The following is a 23,483-nucleotide window of genomic DNA, read 5'->3' as shown; positions in this document are numbered from 1 at the left end:
TTGCTTCATCAGGCCACGATCCACGGTGACCTTGCCAAGCTCAGCGTCTGCAACTTAACCCGACCAAAACGAAAAAGCAACTGGCAAAATCCTTCACTGTCAACCCCAAAAAGGCCACCATACGGGACAGCATGGACCTCTCATTCATCTTGTATCTGCTAGCCGCCGTTCTGGTCCTCGTGGGAATTGCCGGCATCGTGCTCCCCGCCCTGCCCGGCGTGCCCCTGGTCTTCATCGGCCTGCTGTGCGCGGCATGGGCTGACGGCTTCGCTCATGTCGGCTGGCCGACCCTGCTGGCCCTCGGCATCCTCACCGCCCTGTCCCTGCTGGTCGATGTGCTCTCCACGGTGGTCGGCGCACAACGGGTGGGCGCCAGCCGCAAGGCCTTGTGGGGCACCTTCGTGGGCAGCATCGTCGGCCTGTTCTTCATGCCGGTGGGCCTGTTCGCTGGTCCATTGCTCGGCGCGCTGCTGGGCGAGTACTGGCACACGCGCGAACTGGGCCGTTCAACCAAGGTCGGCCTGGCGACCTGGCTGGGCATCCTGCTGGGGCTGGCACTGAAACTGGCCGTGGTGATCGCCATGCTGGGCCTGTTCGCCTTCGCCTGGTTCCTGTGATGCAGTGGCCTTCACGCCACGCGCACACCTGCGCCGGGCATAAACCGAAGGGCTGGCCGTTGCCGCGGGCAGCCGCCACACTGTGCGTCTTCCCGTATTCATTCTCTGAAGGGCCTGCTGCAATGACCCTCCCCACGCTGCTCCCCCGCTTCGCGCCCCTGGCCCTCGCCCTTGCAAGCGCGCCCCTGGCCGCGCAGGAAATCGCGCCAACGGCGACCACCACGCCGGCCGGCTGCGCCGCGATCGACACCGATGCGGCGCGCCTGTCCTGCTACGACCGCCTGTTCGGCCGCAATGCCCAGGCCACCGCAGAAGCCGATGCCGCCGCCCAGCAGGCCGCCCAGACCCTGCGTGAACAGCGCCGCGCCGCACGCCTGAGCCAGGGTGAGGAGAACCTGCGCGCACGCGTGGGCGACATCTTCCGCCCGGCACCGGATGACAGCGCCCTGGCCAATGCCGGGCGCGGTTCACTGCTGGACAGCCGCTGGGAGCTGGCTGAGGATTCCAAGCTGGGCCCGTTCCAGCTGCGCGCCTACAAGCCGGTCTACCTGCTGCCGGCATTCTGGACCAGCGACAAGAACCAGATGCCGCAGTCGCCCAACCCGGCCAACAGCGTGACCACGCCGCAGGTGCTGGACAGCACCGAACTTAAATTCCAGATCAGCTTCAAGACAAAGATTGCCGAGAATCTGTTCGGCGACAACGGTGACATCTGGGCCGGTTACACCCAAAGCTCGCGCTGGCAGGCCTACAACGCCGAAAACTCGCGTCCGTTCCGTGAAACCAATTACGAGCCGGAAGTGATGATGGTGTTCCGCAACGGCTATTCGATCGGTGGCTGGCGTGGGCGGATGACCGGCATCAGCCTCAACCACCAGTCCAACGGCCGCGCCGATCCGCTCTCGCGCAGCTGGAACCGGGTGATGCTCAACATCGGCCTGGACCGCGAGAACTGGGCACTGGTGCTGCGCCCGTGGTACCGCATTCCCGAGTCGCGCGGCGATGACAACAACCCGGATATCGAGGATTACATGGGCCGCGGCGACGCGACCCTGATCTGGAACCGCAATGGCCATGAAGTAGCGCTGATGGCACGCCATTCGCTGCGCACCGGTGACCGTTCGCACGGCGCGCTGCAGCTCGATTACGGCTTCCCGATCAGCAACCTGCTGCGCGGCCACATCCAGGTCTTCGACGGTTATGGCGAAAGCATGATCGACTACAACCACAAGGCGACCTATGTGGGCGTGGGTGTATCGCTGCTGGAGTGGTTCTGATGGCAGTGACGATCTGGCACAACCCGGCGTGCAGCAACTCGCGCGGCGCGCTGGCGCTGATCCGCGCCGCCGGGATCGAGCCGGTGCTGGTCGACTACCTGGGCACCCCGCCTGACGTAGCGACACTGCGCACAGTGCTGGGCGAATCCGGCCTGGCCGCCAGCGACCTGGTGCGCAGCAAGGAAGCCCAGTTCGCCGAACTGGGCCTGGCCGGTGCCGATGAAGCCACCCTGCTGGCCGCCATGGCCGAGCACCCACGCCTGATCAACCGCCCGATCGTGCGCACCCCCAAGGGCACGCGCCTGTGCCGGCCGCCGGAAATCGTGCTGGAACTTCTGTAACCCGCCCTGCTTGGGTAGAGCCGAGCCATGCTCGGCTGCTGTTCACGGGCACCCCATGAATGAAGCCGAGCATGGCTCGGCTCTACAGAACGGGTTACCGCCAGTCGGTGATGCCTTCGCGGCGGTAGGTCTCAGCGAAGGATGGGCGCGCCTTCAGCCGCTGCGCATGCACCTTGAGCACCGGCCAGCTGTCGGTGGGCGTGGGCATGTTGCGCGACCAGCGCATCAGCATCACCAGCATGAAGTCGACCACACTGGGCGAATCACCCAGCACGTAGGGCCCCTGGGCCTGCAGATGGTCGGCCATCTGCTGCCAGGCGGCCTCCAGACGCTGGCGGGCCATCGCCTGGGTCGCGGCCACGTTTTCCTCACCCGCGGCTTCGTGCGGGTAGAACCACGCGCGGTAGGCGGGCTGCAGGGTGTTGGCACACCAGAACATCCAGCGATAGGCGGCGCCACGTGCAGGCGTACCCGGCGCCGGCAGCAGGCCTGCTTCCGGATGGCGGTCGGCCAGGTACAGGGCAATGGCGGCCGCCTCGGTCAGCACCTGGCCATCGATCATCAGCGTCGGCACCACGCCAGCCGGGTTCAGCGCCAGGTACGGCGCGGCTTTGTGCTCATGCTTGTCGAAATCCAGCAGCACCAGCTCATGCTCGATGCCCAGTTCGATCAACAGCCAGTGAACCACCAGCGAGGCGGTGCTGACAGACCCATACAGCGTAGTGCGCATGCGACGACTCCGGTTGCGGGAAGCGCCGATTATGCGCCCAATGGCTCAGCCACCACCGCAGGACGCCATGCAGCTGTCCGCGTTCTGGCTGCAGCTGATCAGCGGCGACTGGTCCATGCAGGCCTGCGCCTGGGACATGCAGGAACGCCGCAGCTCGTCATCCTTGATCCGGTCGCACCTGCTCGCCGCCTGCGCATCGCAGGTTGAACGACGGTCCGAATCCGAACGGGCCAGGCAGGCATTGCGGTACTGCTGGCACGCCATCACGCATTGCGCGCTGGCGTTGTTGCCGGGTGCGCCGTCGTACAGATCGCCGCCGCTGCTGCAGGCGGCAAGGGAAACAACACACAACAGCGCAAGGCATCGAAACAATGACATTGGACACTCCCTGTTCACTACATCGGAAAACCCAGCGAAGCCTGGCAGTGCCGACATTACCGTGGCGTCAAACGGAAAACGGCACCTTGCGGCGCCGTTTCCCTGCAACCGGTGGGGATTACTCCACCACCACCGGAATCTTGCCGATGCGGGCCTGCCATTCGCGCGGGCCGGTCTTGTGCACCGATTCGCCGGTGGAATCGACCGCTACGGTGACCGGCATGTCCTGCACGGTGAACTCGTAGATCGCTTCCATGCCCAGATCGGCGAAGCCGACGACCTTGGCCGCCTTGATCGCCTTGGACACCAGATAGGCCGAACCACCGACAGCCATCAGGTAAGCCGACTTGTGCTTCTTGATCGCCTCGATCGCGGCCGGGCCACGCTCGGCCTTGCCGACCATGCCCAGCAGGCCGGTCTGTGCCAGCACCTGTTCGGTGAACTTGTCCATGCGGGTGGCGGTGGTCGGGCCGGCCGGGCCCACCACTTCATCGCGCACCGGATCGACCGGGCCGACGTAGTAGATGAAACGACCCTTCAGGTCGACCGGCAGTTCCTCGCCCTTGTTGAGCATGTCGACCATGCGCTTGTGGGCGGCGTCGCGGCCGGTCAGCAGCTTGCCGTTGAGCAGCAGGGTCTGGCCCGGCTTCCAGTTGGCCACGTCTTCGGGGGTGATCGTGTCCAGGTCCACGCGGGTGCCCTTGGACGCGTCGTAGGTCAGCTTCGGCCAGTCTTCCAGCGACGGCGGGTCCAGCATCACCGGGCCGCTGCCATCCAGGGTGAAGTGCGCATGGCGGGTCGCGGCGCAGTTCGGGATCATCGCCACCGGCAGGTTGGCCGCGTGGGTCGGGTAGTCGTTGATCTTGATGTCCAGCACGGTGGTCAGGCCGCCCAGGCCCTGCGCGCCGATGCCCAGCGCATTGACCTTCTCATACAGCTCCAGGCGCAGTTCTTCGATGCGGTTGGATGCACCACGCGCCTGCAGCTCGGTGATGTCGATCGGCTCCATCAGCGCTTCCTTGGCCAGCAGCATCGCCTTTTCAGCGGTACCGCCGATACCGATGCCGAGCATGCCCGGCGGGCACCAGCCAGCACCCATGGTCGGCACGGTCTTCAGCACCCAGTCGACGATCGAGTCGGACGGGTTGAGCATGGCGAACTTGGTCTTGGCTTCGGAACCACCGCCCTTGGCGGCGACGATGACGTCGACGGTGTTGCCCGGCACCACCTTGACGTTGACCACGCCCGGGGTGTTGTCCTTGGTATTGACGCGCTTGCCCGCCGGATCAGCCAGCACCGAGGCGCGCAGCTTGTTGTCCGGGTGCAGGTAGGCGCGGCGCACGCCTTCGTTGGCCATGTCTTCCACGCCCATGGTCGCGTCGTCCCAGCGCACGTCCATGCCGATTTCCAGGAACACGGTGACGATGCCGGTGTCCTGGCAGATCGGACGGTGGCCTTCGGCGCACATCCGCGAATTGATCAGGATCTGGGCCATCGCTTCCTTCGCGGCCGGCGACTCCTCGCGCTCGTAGGCGGCAGCGAGGTTCTTGATGTAATCGACCGGGTGGTAGTACGAGATGTACTGCAGCGCGTCGGCGATGGACTGGATGAGGTCTTCCTGCTTGATCGATGTCACGGCTTGCTCGCTTGCTCAAGGCTGGCGGGGGTAATCCCCCATTTTACCCCCTCCCCCACCCGCAAGGGGGGGTGGTAGTGCCGGCCGCTGGCCGGCAATCGCACGACGCACGTGTCACGCTTGCTCCCTCCCCCGGCGTCCTGGTCGACATGAACACTGAATCCGCCTTCCAGACCCACCGCCCGCGCCTGATGGCGCTGGCCTACCGCCTGCTGGGCAGCCGCAGCGATGCCGAGGACGTGGTCCAGGATGCCTGGCTGCGCTGGTCCGGCACCGATCCGGCCGCCGTGCGCGACCCCGAGGCCTGGCTGGTCACCATCACCACCCGGCTGGGCCTGGACCGGCTGCGTGCGGCCCGGCGCGAGCGGGTCCACTACGTCGGCCCGTGGCTGGCTGAACCGCTGGAGATCCGCCTGGCGGCAGAACCGGCCAGCGATCCCGCCGTGGCCCATGCCCGCACCGACGAGGTGTCGGTGGCCTTCCTCACCCTGCTGGAGCACCTGGGCCCGGAGGAACGCGCCGCCTTCCTGCTGAAGGAGGCCTTCGACCACGACTACCGGCAGATTGCCGCGCTGCTCGGCCTGAGCGAGGCCAACTGCCGCCAGCTCGTGCATCGGGCCAAACAGCGCCTGCAGGCCGGACGGCCGCGCTTCAACGCCGATAGCGGCCAGCACCGGCAGCTGCTGGCGCGCTTCATGGACGCCACCCAGCGTGGCGACAGCGAGGCCATCCAGGCGCTGCTGCATGCCAACGCGCGGCTGGTGTCCGACGGCGGCGGCGTGGTCACCGCGGCGGTGCGCCCGCTGCTGGGCGCCGAACGCATCGGCCGCCTGTTCTGGGCCATCGCACGCCGCGGCCTGGGCCAGACCGCGCAGCTGGGCTGGGTCAATGGCGAGCCGGCGATCCTGCGCTTCCTCGGCGACCAGCTGCACTCGGTGACCACCATCGAGGTGGCCGAGGGCCGCATCGCCAACGTGTACAGCGTGCTCAATCCGGAAAAACTGCGCGGGCGTGTCACGAACGCGGACGGCACGGCGTCCTTGTAGTGAAAGACGGCCACCGTGGCCGTCGTGGAGCTGAAGATGTCCGACCATGCCTCTCCCCGCGTCCCCTACACCCGCCTGGCCGCCGATGCGTTCAAGGGCCTGCTGGCCACCAGCAAGGCGGTGCATGACAGTTCGATCGACCCGACGCTGATGGAACTGCTGTTCCTGCGCGTATCCCAGCTCAATGGCTGCGGCTACTGCATGGACATGCATGCAACTACGCTGCGCAAGGGCGGCATCGAACCGCGCAAGCTGGACACCCTGCCGGCCTGGCACGAGAGCCGCTTCTTCGATGCACGCGAACGTGCCGCGCTGGGCTGGGCCGAGGCCCTGACCCGGCTGACCGAGGGCGCGCCCTCGCAGGCGGCATTCGATGCACTGGCACCGCACTTCGATGAGAAGGGCATCAGTGACCTGAGCATGGGCATCGCGGTGATCAATGCCTGGAACCGGCTGGGTGCCGGGCTGCTGCCGCCGCTGCCGTAAAGGGCCGGAACGCTGGATTGACAACTGCGCGGGTGACCGGCACCTTCGCCGGTCACCCACGGATGGAAACCACCGATGCCGCCAGGAACCGACGGCCCAATCAGCAACGCCGCCCTGAAGGCCCTGCGCCAGTACTGCAGCCGGGAGGACGCGCGCCCCGATCTGCTGGCCACGCTGGAGCAGCATGGACTGCTGTGGCCGGTAGAGACACCCGACCATGCCACGCTGCAGGCGCGCATGTTCAGCGCTTACGCACAGGCCAGCCAGTCGCACGTGGTGGACAACTTCATCCTCGGCATGGAGGAGAACCGCCCCGATCTGCGCGCCGGCTTGTCCGCGTACTCGTTCATGCAGCACTTCCCGCGCCACGACGAAGTGCCTCATCCATCGCATGCGTGCCACGTGTGCGGGCGGCAGAGCAATCAAACCTTCGACCCTACCTGGCTGAGCACGGTGACATACGTGGCAGGGGCGGTGATCGCCGGCGGGATGGACATCATCACCTTCGTGCTTGAGCACCAGAACCGTACCCCGCATCGGCGTCCCGCCTCGACCGACACGCTGGTCGCGCTGCTGCGGTTGCTGCACCACGATACGGCCCCGGATGACACCCCCACCCGCCTGCTCAAGAGGGTGCGCAGCGTGCCTGGCCTGAAGGTAACGGTGGAACAGGCCGGCCATCTGCTCGAGGTGCTGGGCCATGCCGGCTTGCTGCGCACGCCCGAGCATGCAGGTCTGGCGCAAAGCTTCGTCAACGTAGGGCTGGTGCCATCCAAGTCGCATTCCTCCAACTGGAGCTACCCGGTGGATTTCTGGACCGGCAGGCACGGCATCGATGCCGAGGCCCTGCAGCACTGGTTCGGCGGCTATCCCGAGGTCATTGGCGCGCTGGAACCCTGAAACCGTCGTTCATCGCTCCGCCACGGCGCAGCTGGGCACAATGACGGACATGCCAGCCTCCTCCGCCGCCACCAAGCCCAGCATGCGCCAGCGCTTCAAGGCGATGCGCAACCTGCCGCCGTTCCTGCGCCAGGTGTGGCAGACCAGCCCCGCGCTGACCCTGACCAGCCTTGGCCTACGCCTGATCCGGGCACTGCTGCCGGTGGCGATGCTGTACGTGGGCAAGCTCATCATCGATACCGCCCTGCACCTGAGCCAGCACGGGGCCGGCTTCCCGCCGCTGGGCGAGGCGCTGTCCAGTGGCCTGTTGAATCCGCTGCTGGGCCTGCTGGCGCTGGAATTCGGCCTGGCCATCGCCTCCGACCTGCTCGGACGGCTGGTCAGCTATGCCGATGCGCTGCTGTCGGAGCTGTTCGCCAACGCCACCAGCGTGCGCCTGATGGAACACGCCGCCACCCTGGACCTGGAGGACTTTGAAGACCCCGACCTGCAGGACAAGCTGGACCGCGCGCGGCGCCAGACCATGGGCCGGATGAATCTGATGAGCCAGCTGTTCGGCCAGGTGCAGGATGCGATCACGGTGGCCAGCCTGGCGGTCGGCCTGCTGGTCTATGCGCCGTGGCTGATCCTGCTGCTGGCGCTGGCGCTGGTGCCGGCTTTCATCGGCGAATCGCATTTCAACGCCGCCGGCTACAGCCTCAATTTCCTGTGGACGCCGGAGCGGCGCCAGCTGGACTACCTGCGCCAGCTCGGCGCCAGTGTGGAAACAGCCAAGGAAGTGAAGATCTTCAACCTGCACCGCTTCCTGGTGGACCGCTACCGGCGGCTGTCGGCGGCGCTGTTCCTGGCCAACCGGGCGCTGGCGCGGCGGCGCGCGTTCTGGGGGACGGTGCTGGCGGCGCTGGGCACGCTGGGTTACTACACCGCCTATGCCTATATCGCCTGGCGCACGGTGCGCGGTGATTTCTCGATCGGCGACCTGACCTTCCTCGCCGGCAGCTTCCTGCGCCTGCGCCAGCTGCTGGAAGGCCTGCTGATCGGCTTCTCGCAGGTGGCCAGCCAGGCGCTGTACCTGGACGATCTGTATTCGTTCTTCCAGATCGAACCGGAAATCCACTCACGCGAAGGCGCAGTTGCCGTACCGCGCCCGATCCAGCAGGGCTTCGTGTTCGAGAACGTGGGCTTCCGCTACCCCGATGCGGAGCAGTGGGCGGTGCGCCACCTCGATTTCCAGCTGCACGCCGGCGAGGTGCTGGCCCTGGTGGGCGAGAACGGTGCCGGCAAGACCACCCTGGTCAAGCTGCTGGCACGCCTGTACGAACCGGACGAGGGCCGCATCCTGCTCGATGGCCGCGACCTGCGCGACTACGACCTGGACGACCTGCGCGCCAACCTGGGCGTGATCTTCCAGGACTTCGTGCGCTACAACCTCACCGCCGGCGAGAACATCGGCGTGGGCCAGGTCGAGGCGATGGCCGACCAGGAGCGCATCGCCGACGCTGCGCGCCGCGGCATGGCCGAAGAGGTGATCGATGCCCTGCCCGGCGGCTACGGGCAGCTGATCGGCCGCCGCTTCAAGCAGGGCGTGGACCTGTCCGGCGGGCAGTGGCAGAAGATCGCCATCGCCCGCGCGTGGATGCGCGATGCGCAGGTGATGATCCTCGACGAACCCACCGCCGCGCTGGATGCCCGCGCCGAATTCGAGGTGTTCCAGCGCTTCCGCGAACTGGCCGACCAGCGTACCGCCGTGCTGATCTCGCACCGCTTTTCCTCGGTGCGCATGGCCGACCGCATCCTGGTGCTGGCCGAGGGCCGGCTGGAAGCCAGCGGCACCCACGACGAGCTGATGGCCCAGGGCGGGCGCTACGCCGAACTGTTCGAACTGCAGGCCGCCGGCTACCGCTGAACGGCCCTGAGAACGCCTCTCGTTACGGATAATGAGAACCCCTCTCATTTGAGGTAGAATGACGGGGACGACTCCATTGCCTGAATGTGCCCCCATGTCTTCCGCTTTCGGCGCCGAAACGGTGCTTGAGGTCCGCCACTGGACCGATGCCTACTTCAGCTTCACCCTCACCCGCGACAGCGGCTTCCGTTTCGAGAACGGCCAGTTCGTGATGATCGGCCTGGAGACCGAGGCGCGGCCGCTGCTGCGCGCGTACTCCATCGCCAGCGCCAACTGGGAAGAACACCTGGAGTTCTTCAGCATCAAGGTGCAGGACGGCCCGCTGACCTCGCGCCTGCAGCACATCAAGCCGGGCGACAAGGTGCTGGTCGGCAGGAAGCCCACCGGCACCCTGCTGATCAGCGATCTGCACCCGGGCAAGAACCTGTACCTGCTGGGTACCGGCACCGGCATGGCGCCGTGGCTGTCGGTCATCAAGGACCCGGAAACCTACGAGCGCTTCGAGAAGGTGATCCTCTGCCACGGCGTGCGCTACGAAAAGGACCTGGCCTACCGCGATTATTTCGAGAAGGAACTGCGTGAGCACGAGTTCCTCGGCGAGATGATCGGCGAGAAGCTGCTGTACTACCCGGCCGTGACCCGCGAACCGTTCGCCAACCAGGGCCGCCTGACCCAGCTGATGGAAAGCGGCGAGATGCAGCGCACCCTGGGCCTGCCGGAACTGAACCCGGAAAACGACCGCGCGATGATCTGCGGCAGCCCGCAGATGCTGGCCGACCTGCGCACCGTGCTCGACGCGCGTGGCTTCCAGGTGTCGCCGCGTATCGGCCAGCTCGGCCACTACGTGTTCGAACGCGCCTTCGTCGAAAAATAATCTGCAACGGTAGCGCCGGCCGCTGGCCGGCTCTCCTTTATAGTGGGCGGCCGCTGGCCGTCCGGCCGGCACCTGCCCGGAACGATGCAGATGATCAGGATGATCCGCTCCCCCCTTGCCGCCCTGCTGCTCCTGCTGGCCACCAGCATGGCCGCCGCCGCCGCGTCACCGAAAGCCGGCGAGATTCCGCCGCAGCTGCTGGGCAAGGACCGCAAAGGCGACATGGTCGACCTGTCGACCCAGCACGGCAAGGTCGTCATCGTCACGTTCTGGGCGTCCTGGTGCGGCCCGTGCCGCAAGGAACTGCCGATCCTGGCCAAGCTGCAGTCGGTCATCGGCCACGATGCGCTGCAGGTCTACGCGGTGAACTTCAAGGAACCACGCGCCGATTTCGCCGCACTGGTGCGCAACCGCAACTGGCCGGTGCTGGACTACATCCACGACGGCAAGGGCACTGTCAGCGAGCAGTACGGCATCCAGGCCATCCCACACATGTTCATCATCGGCCACGACGGCGTCATCGCCCACGTGCACCGCGGCTATTCGGAAGACAGCCTGCCGCAGATCATCGACGAGATCATGGCGGTGCTGCCCGAGGACGTGCGCACCCGCCCGGCGGGCGACCGCTCCTGACCGTTCACAGACCTGCACCGGTAGTGCCGGCCGCTGGCCGGCGCTCAGGCCGTCATGGGGTTGCCGGCCAGCGGCCGGCACTACCCGTTACAGCAGTGCTTCGATCCCGCTGCGCAGCTGTTCCGGCTTGGTGGTCGGCGCATAGCGCGCCACCACCTGGCCCTGGCGGTCGACCAGGAACTTGCTGAAGTTCCACTTGATGCGGGCAATGCCCAGCAGGCCGCGCTTCTCGTGCGACAGCCAGTGCCACAGCGGGTCGGCACCGGCGCCGTTGACCTCGATCTTCTGCGAGATCGGGAAGCTGACCGGATAATCCAGCGAACAGAACTGGCGGATCTGCGCCGCATCGCCTGGTTCCTGCCCGCCGAACTGGTTGCAGGGGAAGCCCACCACCACCAGGCCACGATCACGATAGTCCTGCCACAGCTGCTCCAGGCCGGTGTACTGCGGGGTGAAACCACAGCGGCTGGCGACGTTGACCAGCAGCAAGGGGCGGCCCTGGTACTGCGCCAGCGCCCGCGGCTGGCCGTCCAGGTCCACGAAAGCGAAGTCGAAAGCGTTGGGCATGGCGGGCGGTCCGGGTGGGAAGCCCCATGGTAATCGCAGGCCGCACCGGTGGGCGGCACCGGGCATGCCTTTTGACACAAGTGGCACCCGGGCGGGGCGGGTTACCCTCGGGCACTTGTCTGTCTTACCGGAGTACCGCCTTGACCACCCGCCTTGCCCTTGCCGTGGCCATGACCCTCGGCCTTGCCCTGCCCGCCTATTCGGCCAGCGCCGCCACCCCGGCCGCTGCCAACGCGCAGCAGGCCAATCCGTTCTTCGCCGAAAGCCCGCTGCCGCTGCACTTCCCGCAGTTCGACAGGATCAAGGACAGCGATTTCGCCCCGGCCTTCGACGCCGGCATGGCGCAGCAGCTGAAGGAAGTGGAGGCGATCGCCAACAACAAGGCCAAGCCGACCTTCGACAACACCATCATCGCCCTGGAAAAGAGCGGTGACGTACTGGACCGCGCGACCACCGTGTTCTTCAGCCTGGTCGGCGCCGACACCAACGATGCGCGCAAGAAGCTGCAGGCCGACTACTCGGCGAAGTTCGCCGCGCACAGCGATGCGATCGCGCTGAACGGCAAGCTGTTCGCCCGCATCCAGGCGCTGTATGACAGCCGTACCCAGCTGGGCCTGGACGCCGAAGGCGTGCGCCTGGTCGAGAAGTACTACGACAACTACGTGCGTGCCGGCGCCAAGCTGTCCGAGGCCGACAAGGCCACGCTGAAGACCATGAACGCCGAGCTGGCCAACCTGGGCACGAAGTTCAGCCAGAACGTGCAGTCAGAAGTGAATGCATCGGCGATCACCGTCGACGACGTCAAGCAGCTCGACGGCCTGTCCCAGGAGCAGATCGCCGCCGCCGCCGAAGCCGCCAAGGCCCGTGGCCTGGACGGCAAGTACGTCATCACCCTGCTCAACACCACCGGCCAGCCGCCGCTGACCAACCTGGCCAACCGCGAGCTGCGCCAGAAGATCTACGAAGCCTCGGTCAGCCGTGGCAGCCGTGGCGGTGAGTTCGACAACACCGCGCTGGTCTCGCGCATCATGCAGCTGCGCGCCGACAAGGCCAAGCTGATGGGCTTCCCGAACTTTGCCGCCTACAACCTGACCAACCAGACCGCCAAGACCCCCGAAGCGGTCAACGCGATGCTGGGCAAGCTGGCCCCGGCCGCCGTGGCCAACGCCAAGCGCGAAGCCGCCGACCTGCAGGCGATGATCGACAAGGAACAGAAGGCCGCCGGCAGGAAGACCTTCGCCCTGGAGCCGTGGGACTGGGCGTTCTACAGCGAGAAGGTCCGCCAGGCCAAGTACAACTTCGACGAATCCCAGCTCAAGCCGTACTTCGAGATGAAGAATGTGCTGGAGAACGGCGTGTTCTTCGCCGCCAACCAGGAATTCGGCCTGACCTTCAAGCAGCGCACCGACCTGCCGGTGTACCACGACGACGTCACCGTCTATGACGTGTTCGATGCTGACGGCAGCCAGCTGGCGATCTTCATCTTCGACCCCTACGCGCGTGCCTCCAAGCGCGGTGGTGCCTGGATGAACTCCTATGTCTCGCAGTCCAAGCTGACCGGCTTCAAGCCGGTGGTCGCCAACCACCTCAACATCCCCAAGCCGCCGGCCGGCCAGCCGACCCTGCTGACCTGGGATGAAGTGACCACCACCTTCCACGAATTCGGCCATGCCCTGCACGGCATGTTCTCCAACGTGAAGTACCCGTACTTCTCGGGTACCTCGGTGCCGCGTGACTTCGTCGAGTTCCCCTCGCAGGTCAACGAGATGTGGTCGGACAACCCGGCCATCCTGAAGAACTACGCCAAGCACTACCAGAACGGTTCGGCCATGCCGCAGGCGCTGCTGGACAAGGTGCTGGCGGCGGCCAAGTTCAACCAGGGCTTCGCCACCACCGAGTACCTGGGTGCAGCCATGCTGGACCAGCGCTGGCACCAGATCGGCGCCGACCAGGTGCCGGCCGCCAAGGACGTGATGGCGTTCGAACGCGCCGCGCTGGAAAAGGACGGCATCTACTACGCGCCGGTTCCGCCGCGCTACAGGACCCCGTACTTCAGCCACATCATGGGCGGCTACTCGGCCGGCTACTACGCCTACATCTGGTCGGAAGTGCTGGACGCCAACACCCAGAAGTGGTTCAAGGACAACGGCGGCCTGAGCCGCAGGAACGGCGACCACTTCCGCGCGACCCTGCTGTCCAAGGGCGGCAGCGTGGACGCCATGCAGCTGTTCCGCGATTTCGCCGGCCACGAGCCGCAGATCGAACCGCTGCTGGAGAAGCGTGGCCTGACCGGTGCCGGCAACTGATCGCCCGCGCGGTTGAGTGAAACGAAAACCGCCCGGGAAACCGGGCGGTTTTTTTGTTGGGGCCATCCATGCATGGCGTGGATGGACGTTCGGATCAACGCGGCGCCACATACCCACCACGCACGCCTTCCGGCGACAGCACCAGCTGCCACAGCTGCGCATGCCGGCAGCGGAAGGTGGCCATCGACCCGGCCAGGTAGAACCGCCACATGCGGCGGAAGTGCTCGTCGTAGCGGGCATCCAGCTGTGGCCACCCGGCTTCCACGTTGCGCCGCCACGCCTGCAGGGTCAGGTCATAGTCGGTGCCGAAGTTGTGCCAGTCCTCCAGCACGAAACGGCCCTCGAACGCCCGGCTGATCTGCGCCGCCGAGGGCAGCATCGAGTTGGGAAAGATGTAGCGCGCGATCCACGGATCGGTGCGGTGGCGGGAAACATTGCTGCCGATGCTGTGCAGCAGCAGCAACCCGCGCGGCGACAGGCAGCGCCGGGCCACCTCGAAGAAGCTGTCGTAGTTCTTGTCGCCCACGTGCTCGAACATGCCGATGGAAAACACCGCGTCGAATGGCTCATCCAGGTCACGGTAATCCTGCAGGCGGATCTCGATGGGCAGGCCCGCGCACAGCTCACGTGCGTAGGCGGCCTGTTCCTGCGAGATGGTCACGCCCACGCCACTGACGCCGTACCGCTCGGCGGCGAACTTCAGTGCCTCGCCCCAGCCGCAGCCGATGTCCAGCACGCGCTGGCCTGGGCGCAGGCCCAGCTTGCGGCAGACCAGGTCGAGCTTGGCCTCCTGCGCAGCGTCCAGGTCGGCGGCATTGCGCCAGTAACCGCAGCTGTAGACCAGGCGCTGGCCAAGCATGGCCTGGTAAAGATCATTGCCAAGATCGTAATGGCGACGGCCGACTTCATAGCTGCCCTGCCCGGCCTGCAGGTTGAACAGCCGCGCCTTGAGCGCATCGGCCACCTCGCGCCAGCCATGCACGCGTTCGTCCAGGTGGGCCATCATCAGGTGGACCAGGAATTCGTCGAGAACGTTGGCGTCCCACCAGCCGTCCATGTAGCTCTCGCCCAGGCCGAGCGAACCGTGGCCCATGACCCGCGCGAAGAAGCGCGGATCATGCACCTGGATGTCCTGTGGCTGGGTGCCGCCGATGCGGACCCCGGCTTCCTGGAGCAGGCCGGCAACCCGCTCCTGCAACCCTGTATCCACGCGTCCTCCGTCTGCGGTTACCCGCCTGCGAACAGCGCCACGTAATCCTTGGCCACGTGCGGCAGCAGCACCGCGGCCGGGACATCGGCCGTCTGCGTGCCATCCGAATACGGGCCCACCTGGTAGGGCGGGAACACGAAACGCAGCGCCGTGATCTGGCCCCTGTCGTCGGTCAACGGCTGGAACTGGCTGAAATTCTCAGCCTGCGGGCCGGTACCTTCGGCAATCATCCGCGAAGCATTGCGCAGCGATTCCTGCAGATCGGAAGGCTCCATGTCCTCACCGCTGAGGCGGGTGGCCACGCGCTCGCGCAGCTGGTCGGCGACGAAATCACTGATCGCCTTCCAGCCCTTGTCATCGGCCACCAGCGTGGCGGCACTGAGCATCTGCTGCTGCGGCGGCAGCCACACGAAACGCGCCACCAGCGGCTCGCCATGGGCGCCACCGGTGTAGCGGCTGCCATCGGCACTGACCACCACCAGCTGCGGGGTTTCCAGCACCTTCTCGAAACTCAGCGACAGCTCGTAGGGCATGGGCGGCTTGTCGTTGCCCAGCCCATCCAGTGCCTGCTGCAGGTCGCCCCGGGCGGAAGTGGCGTACTCCTGAAGCGCGCGTGCCAGGCCCGGGTAGCGGTCGATGCCAGCGGGATAGCTGATGCCGACCACTTCACGTTCGTTGTTCTCCACCACGTCGCGCAGGTCCAGCGGCGCCTCGGCGGGCGGCGTGGGCTCAGTCGCAGCGGCTTCAGCGGCCGGCGCCGCATCACTGGCCGGAGCCGCCTGTTCACCGCGCTGGCAACCGGCCAGCAGCAGCACGCCCATTGCCCCAGCCAGCGCGCCTGCGCGCAGCGGCTGGTTGTTTCCAGTCTTCATCGGGATCCCCTGTTCATGTTCGTACATCATCGCCTGCAATGGCTGAAGCGTGGCCCGCTGCATTCAGCCTACCAGCAGGTCGTGAAACTCCTCGTGGCGCTCCAGGAACGCCTCGGCATAGGCGCACGCCGGCACCACCTTGTACTTGTGCTCGCGGGCAAAGCGCAGTGCGACGCGGGTCAGCTCACCAGCAATGCCACGGCCGGCGATCGGCTCAGGCACTTCGGTGTGGGTGATGACCATGCGCCTGCGTTTGATCTGGTAGTCCAGCACCGCCCGGTATCCACGCACATGGGCGATGAAACGGTGGTTGGCCTGGTCGTGCTCGACCTCGTAGGCCAGACCGGGGGGCGTGACCGAAGCCATGGAACTGTCTCCTGCGACGACTGCGCGCATGGTGCGCAGCCGGGCGCCATGACGGCGTGAAGCCTGAACAGGGGCAAATCTGGTCAGTTTGCGTCAGATCCGGCCCTCAAGCTGCATCGATGGCGGCCGCTAACCCCTTCGCAGGGGTACGGCCGCACTGGCACGGCCCTTGCGAACGAAGCTATCGCACTCTGCCGTGGAGGCCTGTCATGCACCCCAACCCGTCCCCAACCGATACCGACCGCGCCCTGCTGGAAGGCCTGCTGCAGTTGGCAGTGGAAGGCCAGACCGAAGAACAGGACTTCCAGCGCATCGGCGAGGAAGTGTATTCGCGGCTGCTGGATACCTACGGCCAGACGACCAAGGCCTGACACAGGGTACTGCGGGGTCGGATCCGCCGGATCCGACCCCTGGCACGCTTCAGCCGCCCAGGCCGAAGCTGGGGTTGGACAGCTCGCGCAGGAAGTGGCCAAAGATGGCCGGCTGCATGGCCAGCATGAAGATCACACCGAACGCGGCACCGGCCAGGTGCGCGCTGTGATTGATGCGGTCGCCGCCGCGCTTGTCCATCCAGATGCTGTAGCCGACGTAGAACACGGCATAGATGATCGCCGGCGCCGGAATGAAGAACACCAGGATGATCGTCCAGGGGCTGAGCAGGATGAAGGCGAACAGCACCGCCGACACCGCGCCTGACGCGCCCAGGCTCAGGTAGTTGGGGTTCTTCTGGTTCTTCAGGTAGCTGGGCAGGATCGAGACCAGCAGCGCCCCGAGGTAGAACGCCGGGTATGTCAGCCAGCTGCCGGTCAACGACAGCATCACCTTCTCGATCTGCCCGCCGAAGAAGAACAGCGTGATCATGTTGAAGATCAGGTGCGACCAGTCGGCATGGATGAAGCCGTAGGTGATCAGGCGGTCGTACTGGCGGTGGCGATCCACCGCCGGCGGCCACAGGATCAGGCGGTCGGCCAGCTTGCGGTTGTTGAACGCCATCCACGACAGGACGGCGGTGATGGCGATCAACAGCAGATTGACGGGGGTCATGTCGGCTCAGGCTCAGGCAGTGCGGTAGTTGTCGACCATACGATAGCGTTTTGCATACCAACCGAAGGCCAACGCCGCAACGAACGCGAAACCGGCGAAGAAGAACATCAGGAACGCCGCCTCGCTGAGGCCGGTCCCGGCGATCTTCTCGGTCACCGTGTGGTTGCGCACCGCTGCATTGGACAGCAGCACCCACAGGTTGCCGATGGTGGTGGTCAGGTTCCAGAAGCTCATCACCACGCCCTTCATGGCCTGCGGCGCCTGGCTGTAGGCGAACTCCAGGCCGGTGGCCGAGACCAGCACCTCACCGAAGGTCAGCAGCGCATACGGCAGCATCTGCCAGAAGATGGACATGGCATTGCCGCCGTCCATCACCACCTGGATGCCGCCGACCACGACCCAGGCCAGGCCACTGAAGGCGATGCCGGCGGTCATCCGGCGCAGTGCGGTCGGCTCGAAGCCGAAGCGGCGCAGGGCCGGGTACAGCACCAGATTGTTGAACGGAATCAGGATCATCACCAGCAGCGGGTTCAGCGCCTGCATCTGCGAAGCGGTGAACCAGCTCGGCATCTGCATCTGCTGGCCCTGCAGCACCCAGGTCGAGGCCTTCTGGTCGAACAACGAGAAGAACGGCGTGGTCAGGGCGAAGATGACCAGCACCCGCAGCACCGAGCGCACACCTTCCACGGCCTCGGCCGGGTGCTGGGCACGGGCACGGTCCAGCTGCAGCCAGGTACCGCCACCGATGCCGGCCAGGATCAGAACCAGCGCGATGCACAGGCAGATGACGATGCCCAGGCTGCCGACCAGGCCCAGCGAGGCAACGGCCAGCACCACGCCGGCCACGGCGATGGCCAGGCCCGGACGGCCCTGCCCGGCCACGCGCGCGGTCAGCGCGGTACGCACCACGTTGGCGAACGAATGCGGGTCCTTCGGCGGCAGCGGCACCAGCACGTAGCGCCTGCGGCCCAGCCAGAACACGAAGGTGGCCACGAACATCAGGATGCCCGGGATGCCGAACGCCCACTGCGGGCCCCAGTTCTTCAGCACCAGCGGGATCAGCAGCGAAGCGAACAGCGAGCCGAAGTTGATGATCCAGTAGAAGGCGTCGAAGACGATCTTGGCCAGGTGCTTGTTGCTCTGGTCGAACTGGTCACCCATGAACGAGGCCACCAGCGGCTTGATGCCACCGGCACCCAGCGCGATCAGGCCCAGACCGAGGAAGAAGCCTTCGCGGCTGTTCTCGAACAGCGCCAGGCAGAGATGGCCGGCGCAGTAGACCAGGCTGAACCAGAGGATGGTGTGGTACTTGCCGAAGAACCTGTCGGCCAGCCAGCCGCCCAGCAGCGGGAAGAAATACACGCCGATCATGAAGCTGTGCATGATGTCCTTGGCTTCACCGGCGCGGCCTTCTGCAGTGATTTCCTGCAGCAGCAGCGAGGTGATCAGGAACTGCACCAGGATGTTGCGCATCCCGTAGAAACTGAACCGCTCGCAGGCCTCATTGCCGATGATGTAAGGAATCTGGCGCGGCATCTTTCCCTGGCCGGCGATGGGGGCGACTGCGTCGTGGCTCATCCTGTAAGGCATTCCTGCAAGGCGAAAGCGGCCAGTTTACGGAAGCAGTGCCTGCTAAGCACGCTGCAGGGCTGCATGACAGCGCCAGCGATCCATGGCAGGCGCTCGCCACCCTGCCGGAAGTCACGGCACCTGCACGGCAAAAGCGTAAACTTATCGTTATGCGCCACCTCTCCCCCGCCCCCTTCCTGCTCGGTTGCCTCGTGCTGCTGCTGGCCGTGCCCGCGTGGGCGCGACCGCAGCCAGCGCCATTGGCCGGTGCGGTCGTTGAGGAGGGCCGGCAGCTGACCGTGGCCGCGCTGGAACTGCCCAGCCGCGATGACGCGCAGTGGAAACAGCGCCGCGAACAGGTGCTGCAGCTGCTGACCGAACTGCAGCCGGACGTGATCTCCGTCCAGCAGGTACTGCAGCAGCAGGGCCGCAACCCGGCCTGCTGGCTGGCGAGCCGGCTGCGCTACAGCTGCGATTTCGTCACCGCCGACCCGCCCAGCCAGTCCCTGCGGCACGGCAACGCCATGCTGACCCGTCTGCCGGTGAGCGAGGATGGCGTGACCCTGCTGCACCCGCCCGGCACCTTCAGCGCGGCCGGCATGATGCGCCTGCGGCTGGGCGATGCCGAGCTGAATGTCTACGTGGCGCGCCTGCGCCCGGAGCCTGACGAGGCCCCGGCCCGCCAGCACCAGACCAGTGACCTGATGACCTGGATCGGCGCCACGTCCGAGGGCATGCCCAGCCTGATCGCGGGTGATTTCGCCGCGGCCACCACCGAACTGGTGCGCAGCACCCCCGGCTTCCAGCCCGCCCGGCGCAATCCGGGCGGCAAGCCCGATGCCCCGGCGGCCAGCGGTGGCGGTGCAACCGGCCATGGGCTGGACGTGCTGTTCCAGGTCAAGCACTTCGGTGGCATCCGCCAGCAGGCGATCCTGCTGCCTGCCGATGGCGACCTGCCCGGCCTGCGCCTGGGCGTGATGGCCACGCTGCGGCTGCAGGATGTGCCGGCTACCGCCGAATAGACGCACCGCTGCGCTCGCCGGGCCATGCCCGGCGGATGCGGTCGCCCGACAACAAAAAGGCCGGGGTTTCCCCCGGCCTCTTCGTTTCATCCAGTCACCGCAATCAGGCAATCGCTTCCTGGTAACGACGCTCGACTTCGTTCCAGTCGATGACGTTGAAGAAGGCGCCGATGTATTCCGGGCGACGGTTCTGGTACTTCAGGTAGTAGGCGTGTTCCCACACGTCCAGGCCCAGGATCGGCGTGTTGCCTTCCATCAGCGGGCTGTCCTGGTTGCCGGTGCTTTCCACCACGACCTTCTTGTCCGGGGTCACGCTCAGCCAGGCCCAGCCGCTGCCGAAGCGGGTCAGCGCTGCCTTGGTGAAGGCATCCTTGAAGGTGTCGAAACCACCCAGGTCCTTGTCGATGGCCTTGGCCACGTCACCGACCGGGTTGCCGCCGGCGTTGGGGGCCATCACGGTCCAGAACAGCGAATGGTTGGCGTGGCCACCACCGTTGTTGCGCACCGGACCCTGCAGGTTCTCCGGCAGCGACTTCAGCTTCTTCACCAGCTCTTCGACCGGCAGATCAGCGTACTCGGTGCCTTCCAGCGCCGCGTTGACGTTGTTGATGTAGGTCTGGTGATGCTTGGTGTGATGGATTTCCATCGTTGCCGCATCGATGTTCGGTTCCAGCGCGTCGTAGGCGTAGGACAGCTTGGGCAGGGTGTAGGCCATGATGCATCTCCTGATAGCGAGGGCACCCGACGAGGGCGTCGGGCGGTGCGCGTTGAATGATGGGGACAGAGCGCCAGATTACCAAGGGGGGTGTAAAGGAAATTGCGTCCTGCGGGTGATCGCAGTGGCAATTGTTACGCAGCGGTGACGCAGTGATCGTTCCTCATGCGCGATGCAGCGCGCAGGCGCTACAGTGCGTGTACGTCCCTCGCCCACCCCGGCCCATGCGCAATCCCCGGCTGTTGATCACCGCCATCGCCCTGCTGCTGCTCGGCCTGGTCGCCAACCATTTCCTGCAGCGGCCACCGGCCCCGCAGTTCGCTCCGGATCTGCAGGGTGCGGACAGCCGCGCCGCACCGGCAGCACGCGCCGCCGGCAATGACCACAGCGACGGACTCCCCGCGTTCCTGCCCAGCGAGGCACGCCGGACCATCGCACTCATCCAGCGCGGCGGCCCGTTCCCGCACCGCCAGGACGGCACCACCTTCGGCAACCGCGAACAGCGGCTGCCGCAACGGCCACGCGGCTATTACCGCGAATACACGGTCGACACCCCCGGCGCCTCCAACCGTGGCGCGCGCCGCATCATCACCGGCGGCGACCCGCCGCAGGCGTGGTACTACACCGACGATCACTACGATTCGTTCCGCAGCTTCACCGTACCGGCCCCGGGAGAACGCCCATGAGCCACGACGATTTCGGCCTCGGCCTGCATGACATCAACAACGCCGGCGTCTATGCCATCGATACCGGCGACATCGGCGCGCTGGCAGCGGCCATGCGCGATGCCTCGCTGAAGGTGATCCGCATCGACCTGCACGGCGTGACCGACAAGCGCACCCTGCTGGCACGGCTGGCCGCGCAGCTGGATTTCCCGGCCGGCTTCGGCGGCAACTGGGATGCGTTGGCCGACAACCTGCGCGACCTGCAGTGGCTGCCGGCGCCGGGCTATGCGCTGTTCCTGGCCGACGTGGACGCGCTGCGCGCCGGGGCTGCGAAGGAGTTCGACACGCTGCTGGACGTGATGGACGAAGCCAGCCGCGACTGGGTCGGACGTGACGTGCCGTTCTGGGTGTTCCTGTCGCAGAGCGAGTGAGCGGCGCGGCGCTTCTGCTCTGGTAGTGGCCGACCTTGGTCGGCGCTTCTGCCAACCAAGGTTGGCATCTACCAAAGCACGCTTCTGCCAACCAAGGTTGGCATCTACCAGACCCAGGCTCGGCCGTTACCGGCTGCCGTTATCTTCCTGCAGCTCTTTCTTGAACGGGATGTCCGGTGGCGGCCTTGCCACCGCCGGCTGGTCCTGCATGTTCGGGTCGGTCAGGCCACAACCACCGCCGGCCTGCAGGATGGAGATCACGCAGGAGATCTTTGTGCTGGTCCCCGGCAACGGAATCTCCATCGCCTTGACGCCCTTGCGCACCCATTCGGCCAGCAGTGATTCCTGCGGCACCCAGTACTTGTCGAACGAGGTCGGCGTGTAGTCATACGGCGGCCGCTTCAGCCAGCGCCCCGATTCGGCGATGCGTTCCTTGGTCCAGCCATCGTTGGCCCCGCCCGGCGCGCCGCGCTCGGCAGCGCCCGTGCCTTCCTGGCCGGGCACCTTGACGCTGCCGTCGGCATTGAACAGCCCCTGCCCCGCGCCCTGCGAGCTGGCCTGCGCGGCACCGCTGCGCGCACCGTCGCGGTTGCGGTCCGACGCACCCCAGTCGTCGCCCTTGGCCGGTGTGGCCCAGTTGCCCGGCGTCGGAGCGGGACGCGCGCCGGCCTGTGCCGGCGTCGCCGCGCTGGCGGCCGGGCGTGATGCACTCGCGGTGGACGGACTGGCCGTGCTGCCGGCCGAGGCCGGCGTCGCTGCAGTGCTGGCACCACTGGCAGGAGACGGCGCAGCGACCGGCGCATTGGCCACGCTGCGTTCGCGTACCTGCACGTCACGGCCGGTCGGCGCACGCACGCTGGGTTCGCGGCCAGGCACGGCCGCCATCCGCACCTGCGGGTCGACCACCGCCTGCACTTCGCGCTCACGCACCTGCACCTCGCGCTGCTGCGGCAGGCGCACCTGCACCTCGGCGCTGCGCAGCGGTTGCGGCGCGAGCGGCGCTTCCACCGTGGCGACCTCGCGCTCCTGTACCTGTATCTCGCGGACCGCAGGGGCGGGCACGGCCAGCTGCGGCGTGCGCACCTGCATCGGCACGGCAGGCGCCTGCACCGTCTGCACGCTGCGCTCGCGCACGGCAGGGGTGCTGTCACGGGGCACGATGTTCACTTCGGTGCGCGGCATGCTGACCGGCGGCACCACGAAATCGGTGGTCGCCTCAGCCACCGCAGTGGCCTGCACCGGTGGCGGCGGCGGCGCGGCCGGCGGTGCGGGTTCGCTCTGCGCCGGCGGTGGCGGCGTCACCGCGGCACTGCTCGCCTCGGCAGGCGCCGCAGCGGCAGCCGCGGCCGGTTGCGGACGCGGTGCACTGGCCTCGCCGGCCGGCTGGCCACGGGCCACCGCACCGGCTTCGGCAGCAGCGGCCGCCTCGGCGCCGGGCTGGTCGCCCCCGCCCTCCTGCGCACCGCGGCCGACAAACTCAATCTGCACGCGCTCGCCTTCGGCGCCAGCGTCATCCGGCGCGTTGGTGCGGATCACCGCCACCCACAGCAGGGCCAGGAAGAACAGCAGGTGCAGCAGCGCGCTGACCACCGCCGAGGTCCAGCGCATCCAGCGCTGGTCACGCGGGGCCGGCTCCCAGCCCTGCCACAGCAGTCGCCGCGCCGCCCCCCACGGGCCCAGCACCGGCAGCAACCCGGGCCGGCCGGGCAATGGCCTTGGCAACAGCACCGCGATCACATCGCTGGCGTGGAACGGCCGGGCGATCGGTTTCAACGAGCGCAGCCAGATCGCCCAGCCATACGGCAGGCGCGTGCGCTTTTCGAGGATGAGGGGGTGCTGCTGGCGCGCCAGCAGCAGATCGATCAGTTGCTCGGCGCTGGGCAGAGGCACGC

25 protein-coding genes are annotated in these 23,483 nt (G+C 66.8%); 14 read left to right on the top strand and 11 right to left on the bottom strand.

The annotated features are described in order from the left end of the window. Positions 1 to 131 precede the first annotated feature (131 nt). From VER16_RS02280 to arsC, 3 genes are all read left to right on the top strand, one after another. Positions 132 to 617 (top strand): DUF456 domain-containing protein, encoded by a 486-nt coding sequence (locus VER16_RS02280; protein ID WP_324805254.1) that lies wholly within the window; start codon positions 132 to 134, stop codon positions 615 to 617. A gap of 122 nt (positions 618 to 739) precedes the next feature. Then, positions 740 to 1,894: a phospholipase A gene (locus VER16_RS02275; RefSeq protein WP_324805253.1), complete on the top strand. Its 1,155-nt coding sequence runs from the start codon at positions 740 to 742 to the stop codon at positions 1,892 to 1,894. Next, entirely contained in the window at positions 1,894 to 2,235 is a 342-nt protein-coding gene (gene arsC / locus VER16_RS02270; protein WP_324805251.1) for an arsenate reductase (glutaredoxin), read from the top strand. The genes VER16_RS02275 and arsC overlap by 1 nt, the downstream gene beginning before the upstream one ends. 94 nt (positions 2,236 to 2,329) lie before the next feature. Here the strand turns inward: arsC and VER16_RS02265 are convergent, their stop codons facing one another. The 3 genes from VER16_RS02265 to VER16_RS02255 all read right to left on the bottom strand — a co-directional run bounded on the left by VER16_RS02265 (position 2,330) and on the right by VER16_RS02255 (position 4,979). Beyond that, on the bottom strand, positions 2,330 to 2,965 hold the full coding sequence (locus VER16_RS02265; RefSeq protein WP_324805249.1) for a glutathione S-transferase family protein: 636 nt from the start codon (positions 2,963 to 2,965) through the stop codon (positions 2,330 to 2,332). A gap of 45 nt (positions 2,966 to 3,010) precedes the next feature. After that, positions 3,011 to 3,343 carry a hypothetical protein gene (locus VER16_RS02260; protein WP_324805247.1) on the bottom strand — a complete coding sequence of 111 codons (333 nt, stop codon included), beginning with the start codon at positions 3,341 to 3,343 and terminating at the stop codon, positions 3,011 to 3,013. A gap of 118 nt (positions 3,344 to 3,461) precedes the next feature. Further along, positions 3,462 to 4,979, bottom strand: a complete 1,518-nt coding sequence (locus tag VER16_RS02255; protein ID WP_200732169.1) for a fumarate hydratase — start codon at positions 4,977 to 4,979, stop codon at positions 3,462 to 3,464. Positions 4,980 to 5,128: 149 nt separating this feature from the next. On the opposite strand from VER16_RS02255, the gene VER16_RS02250 reads away from it, so the two are divergent. From VER16_RS02250 to VER16_RS02225, 6 genes are all read left to right on the top strand, one after another. Then, positions 5,129 to 6,025 carry an RNA polymerase sigma-70 factor gene (locus tag VER16_RS02250; protein ID WP_324805246.1) on the top strand — a complete coding sequence of 299 codons (897 nt, stop codon included), beginning with the start codon at positions 5,129 to 5,131 and terminating at the stop codon, positions 6,023 to 6,025. A gap of 36 nt (positions 6,026 to 6,061) precedes the next feature. Further along, positions 6,062 to 6,511, top strand: a complete 450-nt coding sequence (locus VER16_RS02245) for a carboxymuconolactone decarboxylase family protein (RefSeq protein WP_324805245.1) — start codon at positions 6,062 to 6,064, stop codon at positions 6,509 to 6,511. Positions 6,512 to 6,586: 75 nt separating this feature from the next. Then, complete coding sequence (locus VER16_RS02240) at positions 6,587 to 7,411, top strand: hypothetical protein (protein ID WP_324805244.1); 825 nt, start codon at positions 6,587 to 6,589, stop codon at positions 7,409 to 7,411. A 49-nt stretch (positions 7,412 to 7,460) separates the two neighbouring features. Then, positions 7,461 to 9,317 carry an ABC transporter ATP-binding protein gene (locus VER16_RS02235; protein ID WP_324805242.1) on the top strand — a complete coding sequence of 619 codons (1,857 nt, stop codon included), beginning with the start codon at positions 7,461 to 7,463 and terminating at the stop codon, positions 9,315 to 9,317. Positions 9,318 to 9,411: 94 nt separating this feature from the next. Continuing rightward, positions 9,412 to 10,191 carry a ferredoxin--NADP reductase gene (locus VER16_RS02230; protein ID WP_324805241.1) on the top strand — a complete coding sequence of 260 codons (780 nt, stop codon included), beginning with the start codon at positions 9,412 to 9,414 and terminating at the stop codon, positions 10,189 to 10,191. Between the two features lie 99 nt (positions 10,192 to 10,290). After that, positions 10,291 to 10,824, top strand: a complete 534-nt coding sequence (locus VER16_RS02225; protein ID WP_324805240.1) for a TlpA disulfide reductase family protein — start codon at positions 10,291 to 10,293, stop codon at positions 10,822 to 10,824. 87 nt (positions 10,825 to 10,911) lie between these two features. On the opposite strand, the gene VER16_RS02220 is transcribed toward VER16_RS02225, so the two are convergent. Further along, positions 10,912 to 11,391, bottom strand: a complete 480-nt coding sequence (locus tag VER16_RS02220) for a glutathione peroxidase (RefSeq protein WP_324805239.1) — start codon at positions 11,389 to 11,391, stop codon at positions 10,912 to 10,914. A 140-nt stretch (positions 11,392 to 11,531) separates the two neighbouring features. On the opposite strand from VER16_RS02220, the gene VER16_RS02215 reads away from it, so the two are divergent. Further along, positions 11,532 to 13,697 carry a M3 family metallopeptidase gene (locus VER16_RS02215; RefSeq protein WP_324805238.1) on the top strand — a complete coding sequence of 722 codons (2,166 nt, stop codon included), beginning with the start codon at positions 11,532 to 11,534 and terminating at the stop codon, positions 13,695 to 13,697. 94 nt (positions 13,698 to 13,791) lie between these two features. On the opposite strand, the gene cfa is transcribed toward VER16_RS02215, so the two are convergent. From cfa to VER16_RS02200, 3 genes are all read right to left on the bottom strand, one after another. Beyond that, on the bottom strand, positions 13,792 to 14,907 hold the full coding sequence (gene cfa / locus VER16_RS02210; protein WP_324805236.1) for a cyclopropane fatty acyl phospholipid synthase: 1,116 nt from the start codon (positions 14,905 to 14,907) through the stop codon (positions 13,792 to 13,794). A gap of 17 nt (positions 14,908 to 14,924) precedes the next feature. After that, positions 14,925 to 15,779 carry a DUF3298 and DUF4163 domain-containing protein gene (locus VER16_RS02205; protein WP_324805234.1) on the bottom strand — a complete coding sequence of 285 codons (855 nt, stop codon included), beginning with the start codon at positions 15,777 to 15,779 and terminating at the stop codon, positions 14,925 to 14,927. Positions 15,780 to 15,842: 63 nt separating this feature from the next. Beyond that, positions 15,843 to 16,145: a GNAT family N-acetyltransferase gene (locus tag VER16_RS02200; protein ID WP_324805233.1), complete on the bottom strand. Its 303-nt coding sequence runs from the start codon at positions 16,143 to 16,145 to the stop codon at positions 15,843 to 15,845. A gap of 209 nt (positions 16,146 to 16,354) precedes the next feature. Between VER16_RS02200 and VER16_RS02195 the strand changes: the two genes are divergently transcribed. Beyond that, positions 16,355 to 16,516, top strand: coding sequence for a hypothetical protein (locus VER16_RS02195; protein WP_324805232.1), 162 nt, complete (start codon positions 16,355 to 16,357; stop codon positions 16,514 to 16,516). Positions 16,517 to 16,565: 49 nt separating this feature from the next. Here VER16_RS02195 and VER16_RS02190 read toward each other — a convergent pair whose 3' ends face one another. Together VER16_RS02190 and VER16_RS02185 are read right to left on the bottom strand one after the other, a co-directional pair. Next, on the bottom strand, positions 16,566 to 17,189 hold the full coding sequence (locus VER16_RS02190) for a rhomboid family intramembrane serine protease (protein ID WP_324805231.1): 624 nt from the start codon (positions 17,187 to 17,189) through the stop codon (positions 16,566 to 16,568). Between the two features lie 12 nt (positions 17,190 to 17,201). Beyond that, on the bottom strand, positions 17,202 to 18,767 hold the full coding sequence (locus VER16_RS02185; protein WP_324805229.1) for an oligopeptide:H+ symporter: 1,566 nt from the start codon (positions 18,765 to 18,767) through the stop codon (positions 17,202 to 17,204). Between the two features lie 161 nt (positions 18,768 to 18,928). On the opposite strand from VER16_RS02185, the gene VER16_RS02180 reads away from it, so the two are divergent. Further along, positions 18,929 to 19,780: an endonuclease/exonuclease/phosphatase family protein gene (locus tag VER16_RS02180; RefSeq protein WP_324805228.1), complete on the top strand. Its 852-nt coding sequence runs from the start codon at positions 18,929 to 18,931 to the stop codon at positions 19,778 to 19,780. A 103-nt stretch (positions 19,781 to 19,883) separates the two neighbouring features. Here the strand turns inward: VER16_RS02180 and VER16_RS02175 are convergent, their stop codons facing one another. Beyond that, complete coding sequence (locus tag VER16_RS02175) at positions 19,884 to 20,495, bottom strand: superoxide dismutase (RefSeq protein WP_108765626.1); 612 nt, start codon at positions 20,493 to 20,495, stop codon at positions 19,884 to 19,886. Positions 20,496 to 20,719: 224 nt separating this feature from the next. Here VER16_RS02175 and VER16_RS02170 point away from each other — a divergent pair, with 224 nt between their 5' ends. Beyond that, complete coding sequence (locus VER16_RS02170) at positions 20,720 to 21,181, top strand: ribonuclease domain-containing protein (RefSeq protein WP_324805226.1); 462 nt, start codon at positions 20,720 to 20,722, stop codon at positions 21,179 to 21,181. Next, entirely contained in the window at positions 21,178 to 21,591 is a 414-nt protein-coding gene (locus VER16_RS02165; protein WP_324805225.1) for a barstar family protein, read from the top strand. Before VER16_RS02170 ends, VER16_RS02165 begins: the two co-directional genes overlap by 4 nt. Positions 21,592 to 21,717: 126 nt before the next feature. Here VER16_RS02165 and VER16_RS02160 read toward each other — a convergent pair whose 3' ends face one another. Further along, positions 21,718 to 23,481, bottom strand: a complete 1,764-nt coding sequence (locus VER16_RS02160; protein WP_324805224.1) for a hypothetical protein — start codon at positions 23,479 to 23,481, stop codon at positions 21,718 to 21,720. Positions 23,482 to 23,483: the final 2 nt, after the last annotated feature.

It is taken from the genome of Stenotrophomonas sp. (assembly GCF_035634915.1).
Classification (GTDB): domain Bacteria; phylum Pseudomonadota; class Gammaproteobacteria; order Xanthomonadales; family Xanthomonadaceae; genus Stenotrophomonas.
This window is presented reverse-complemented; position numbering and strand designations above follow the sequence as displayed.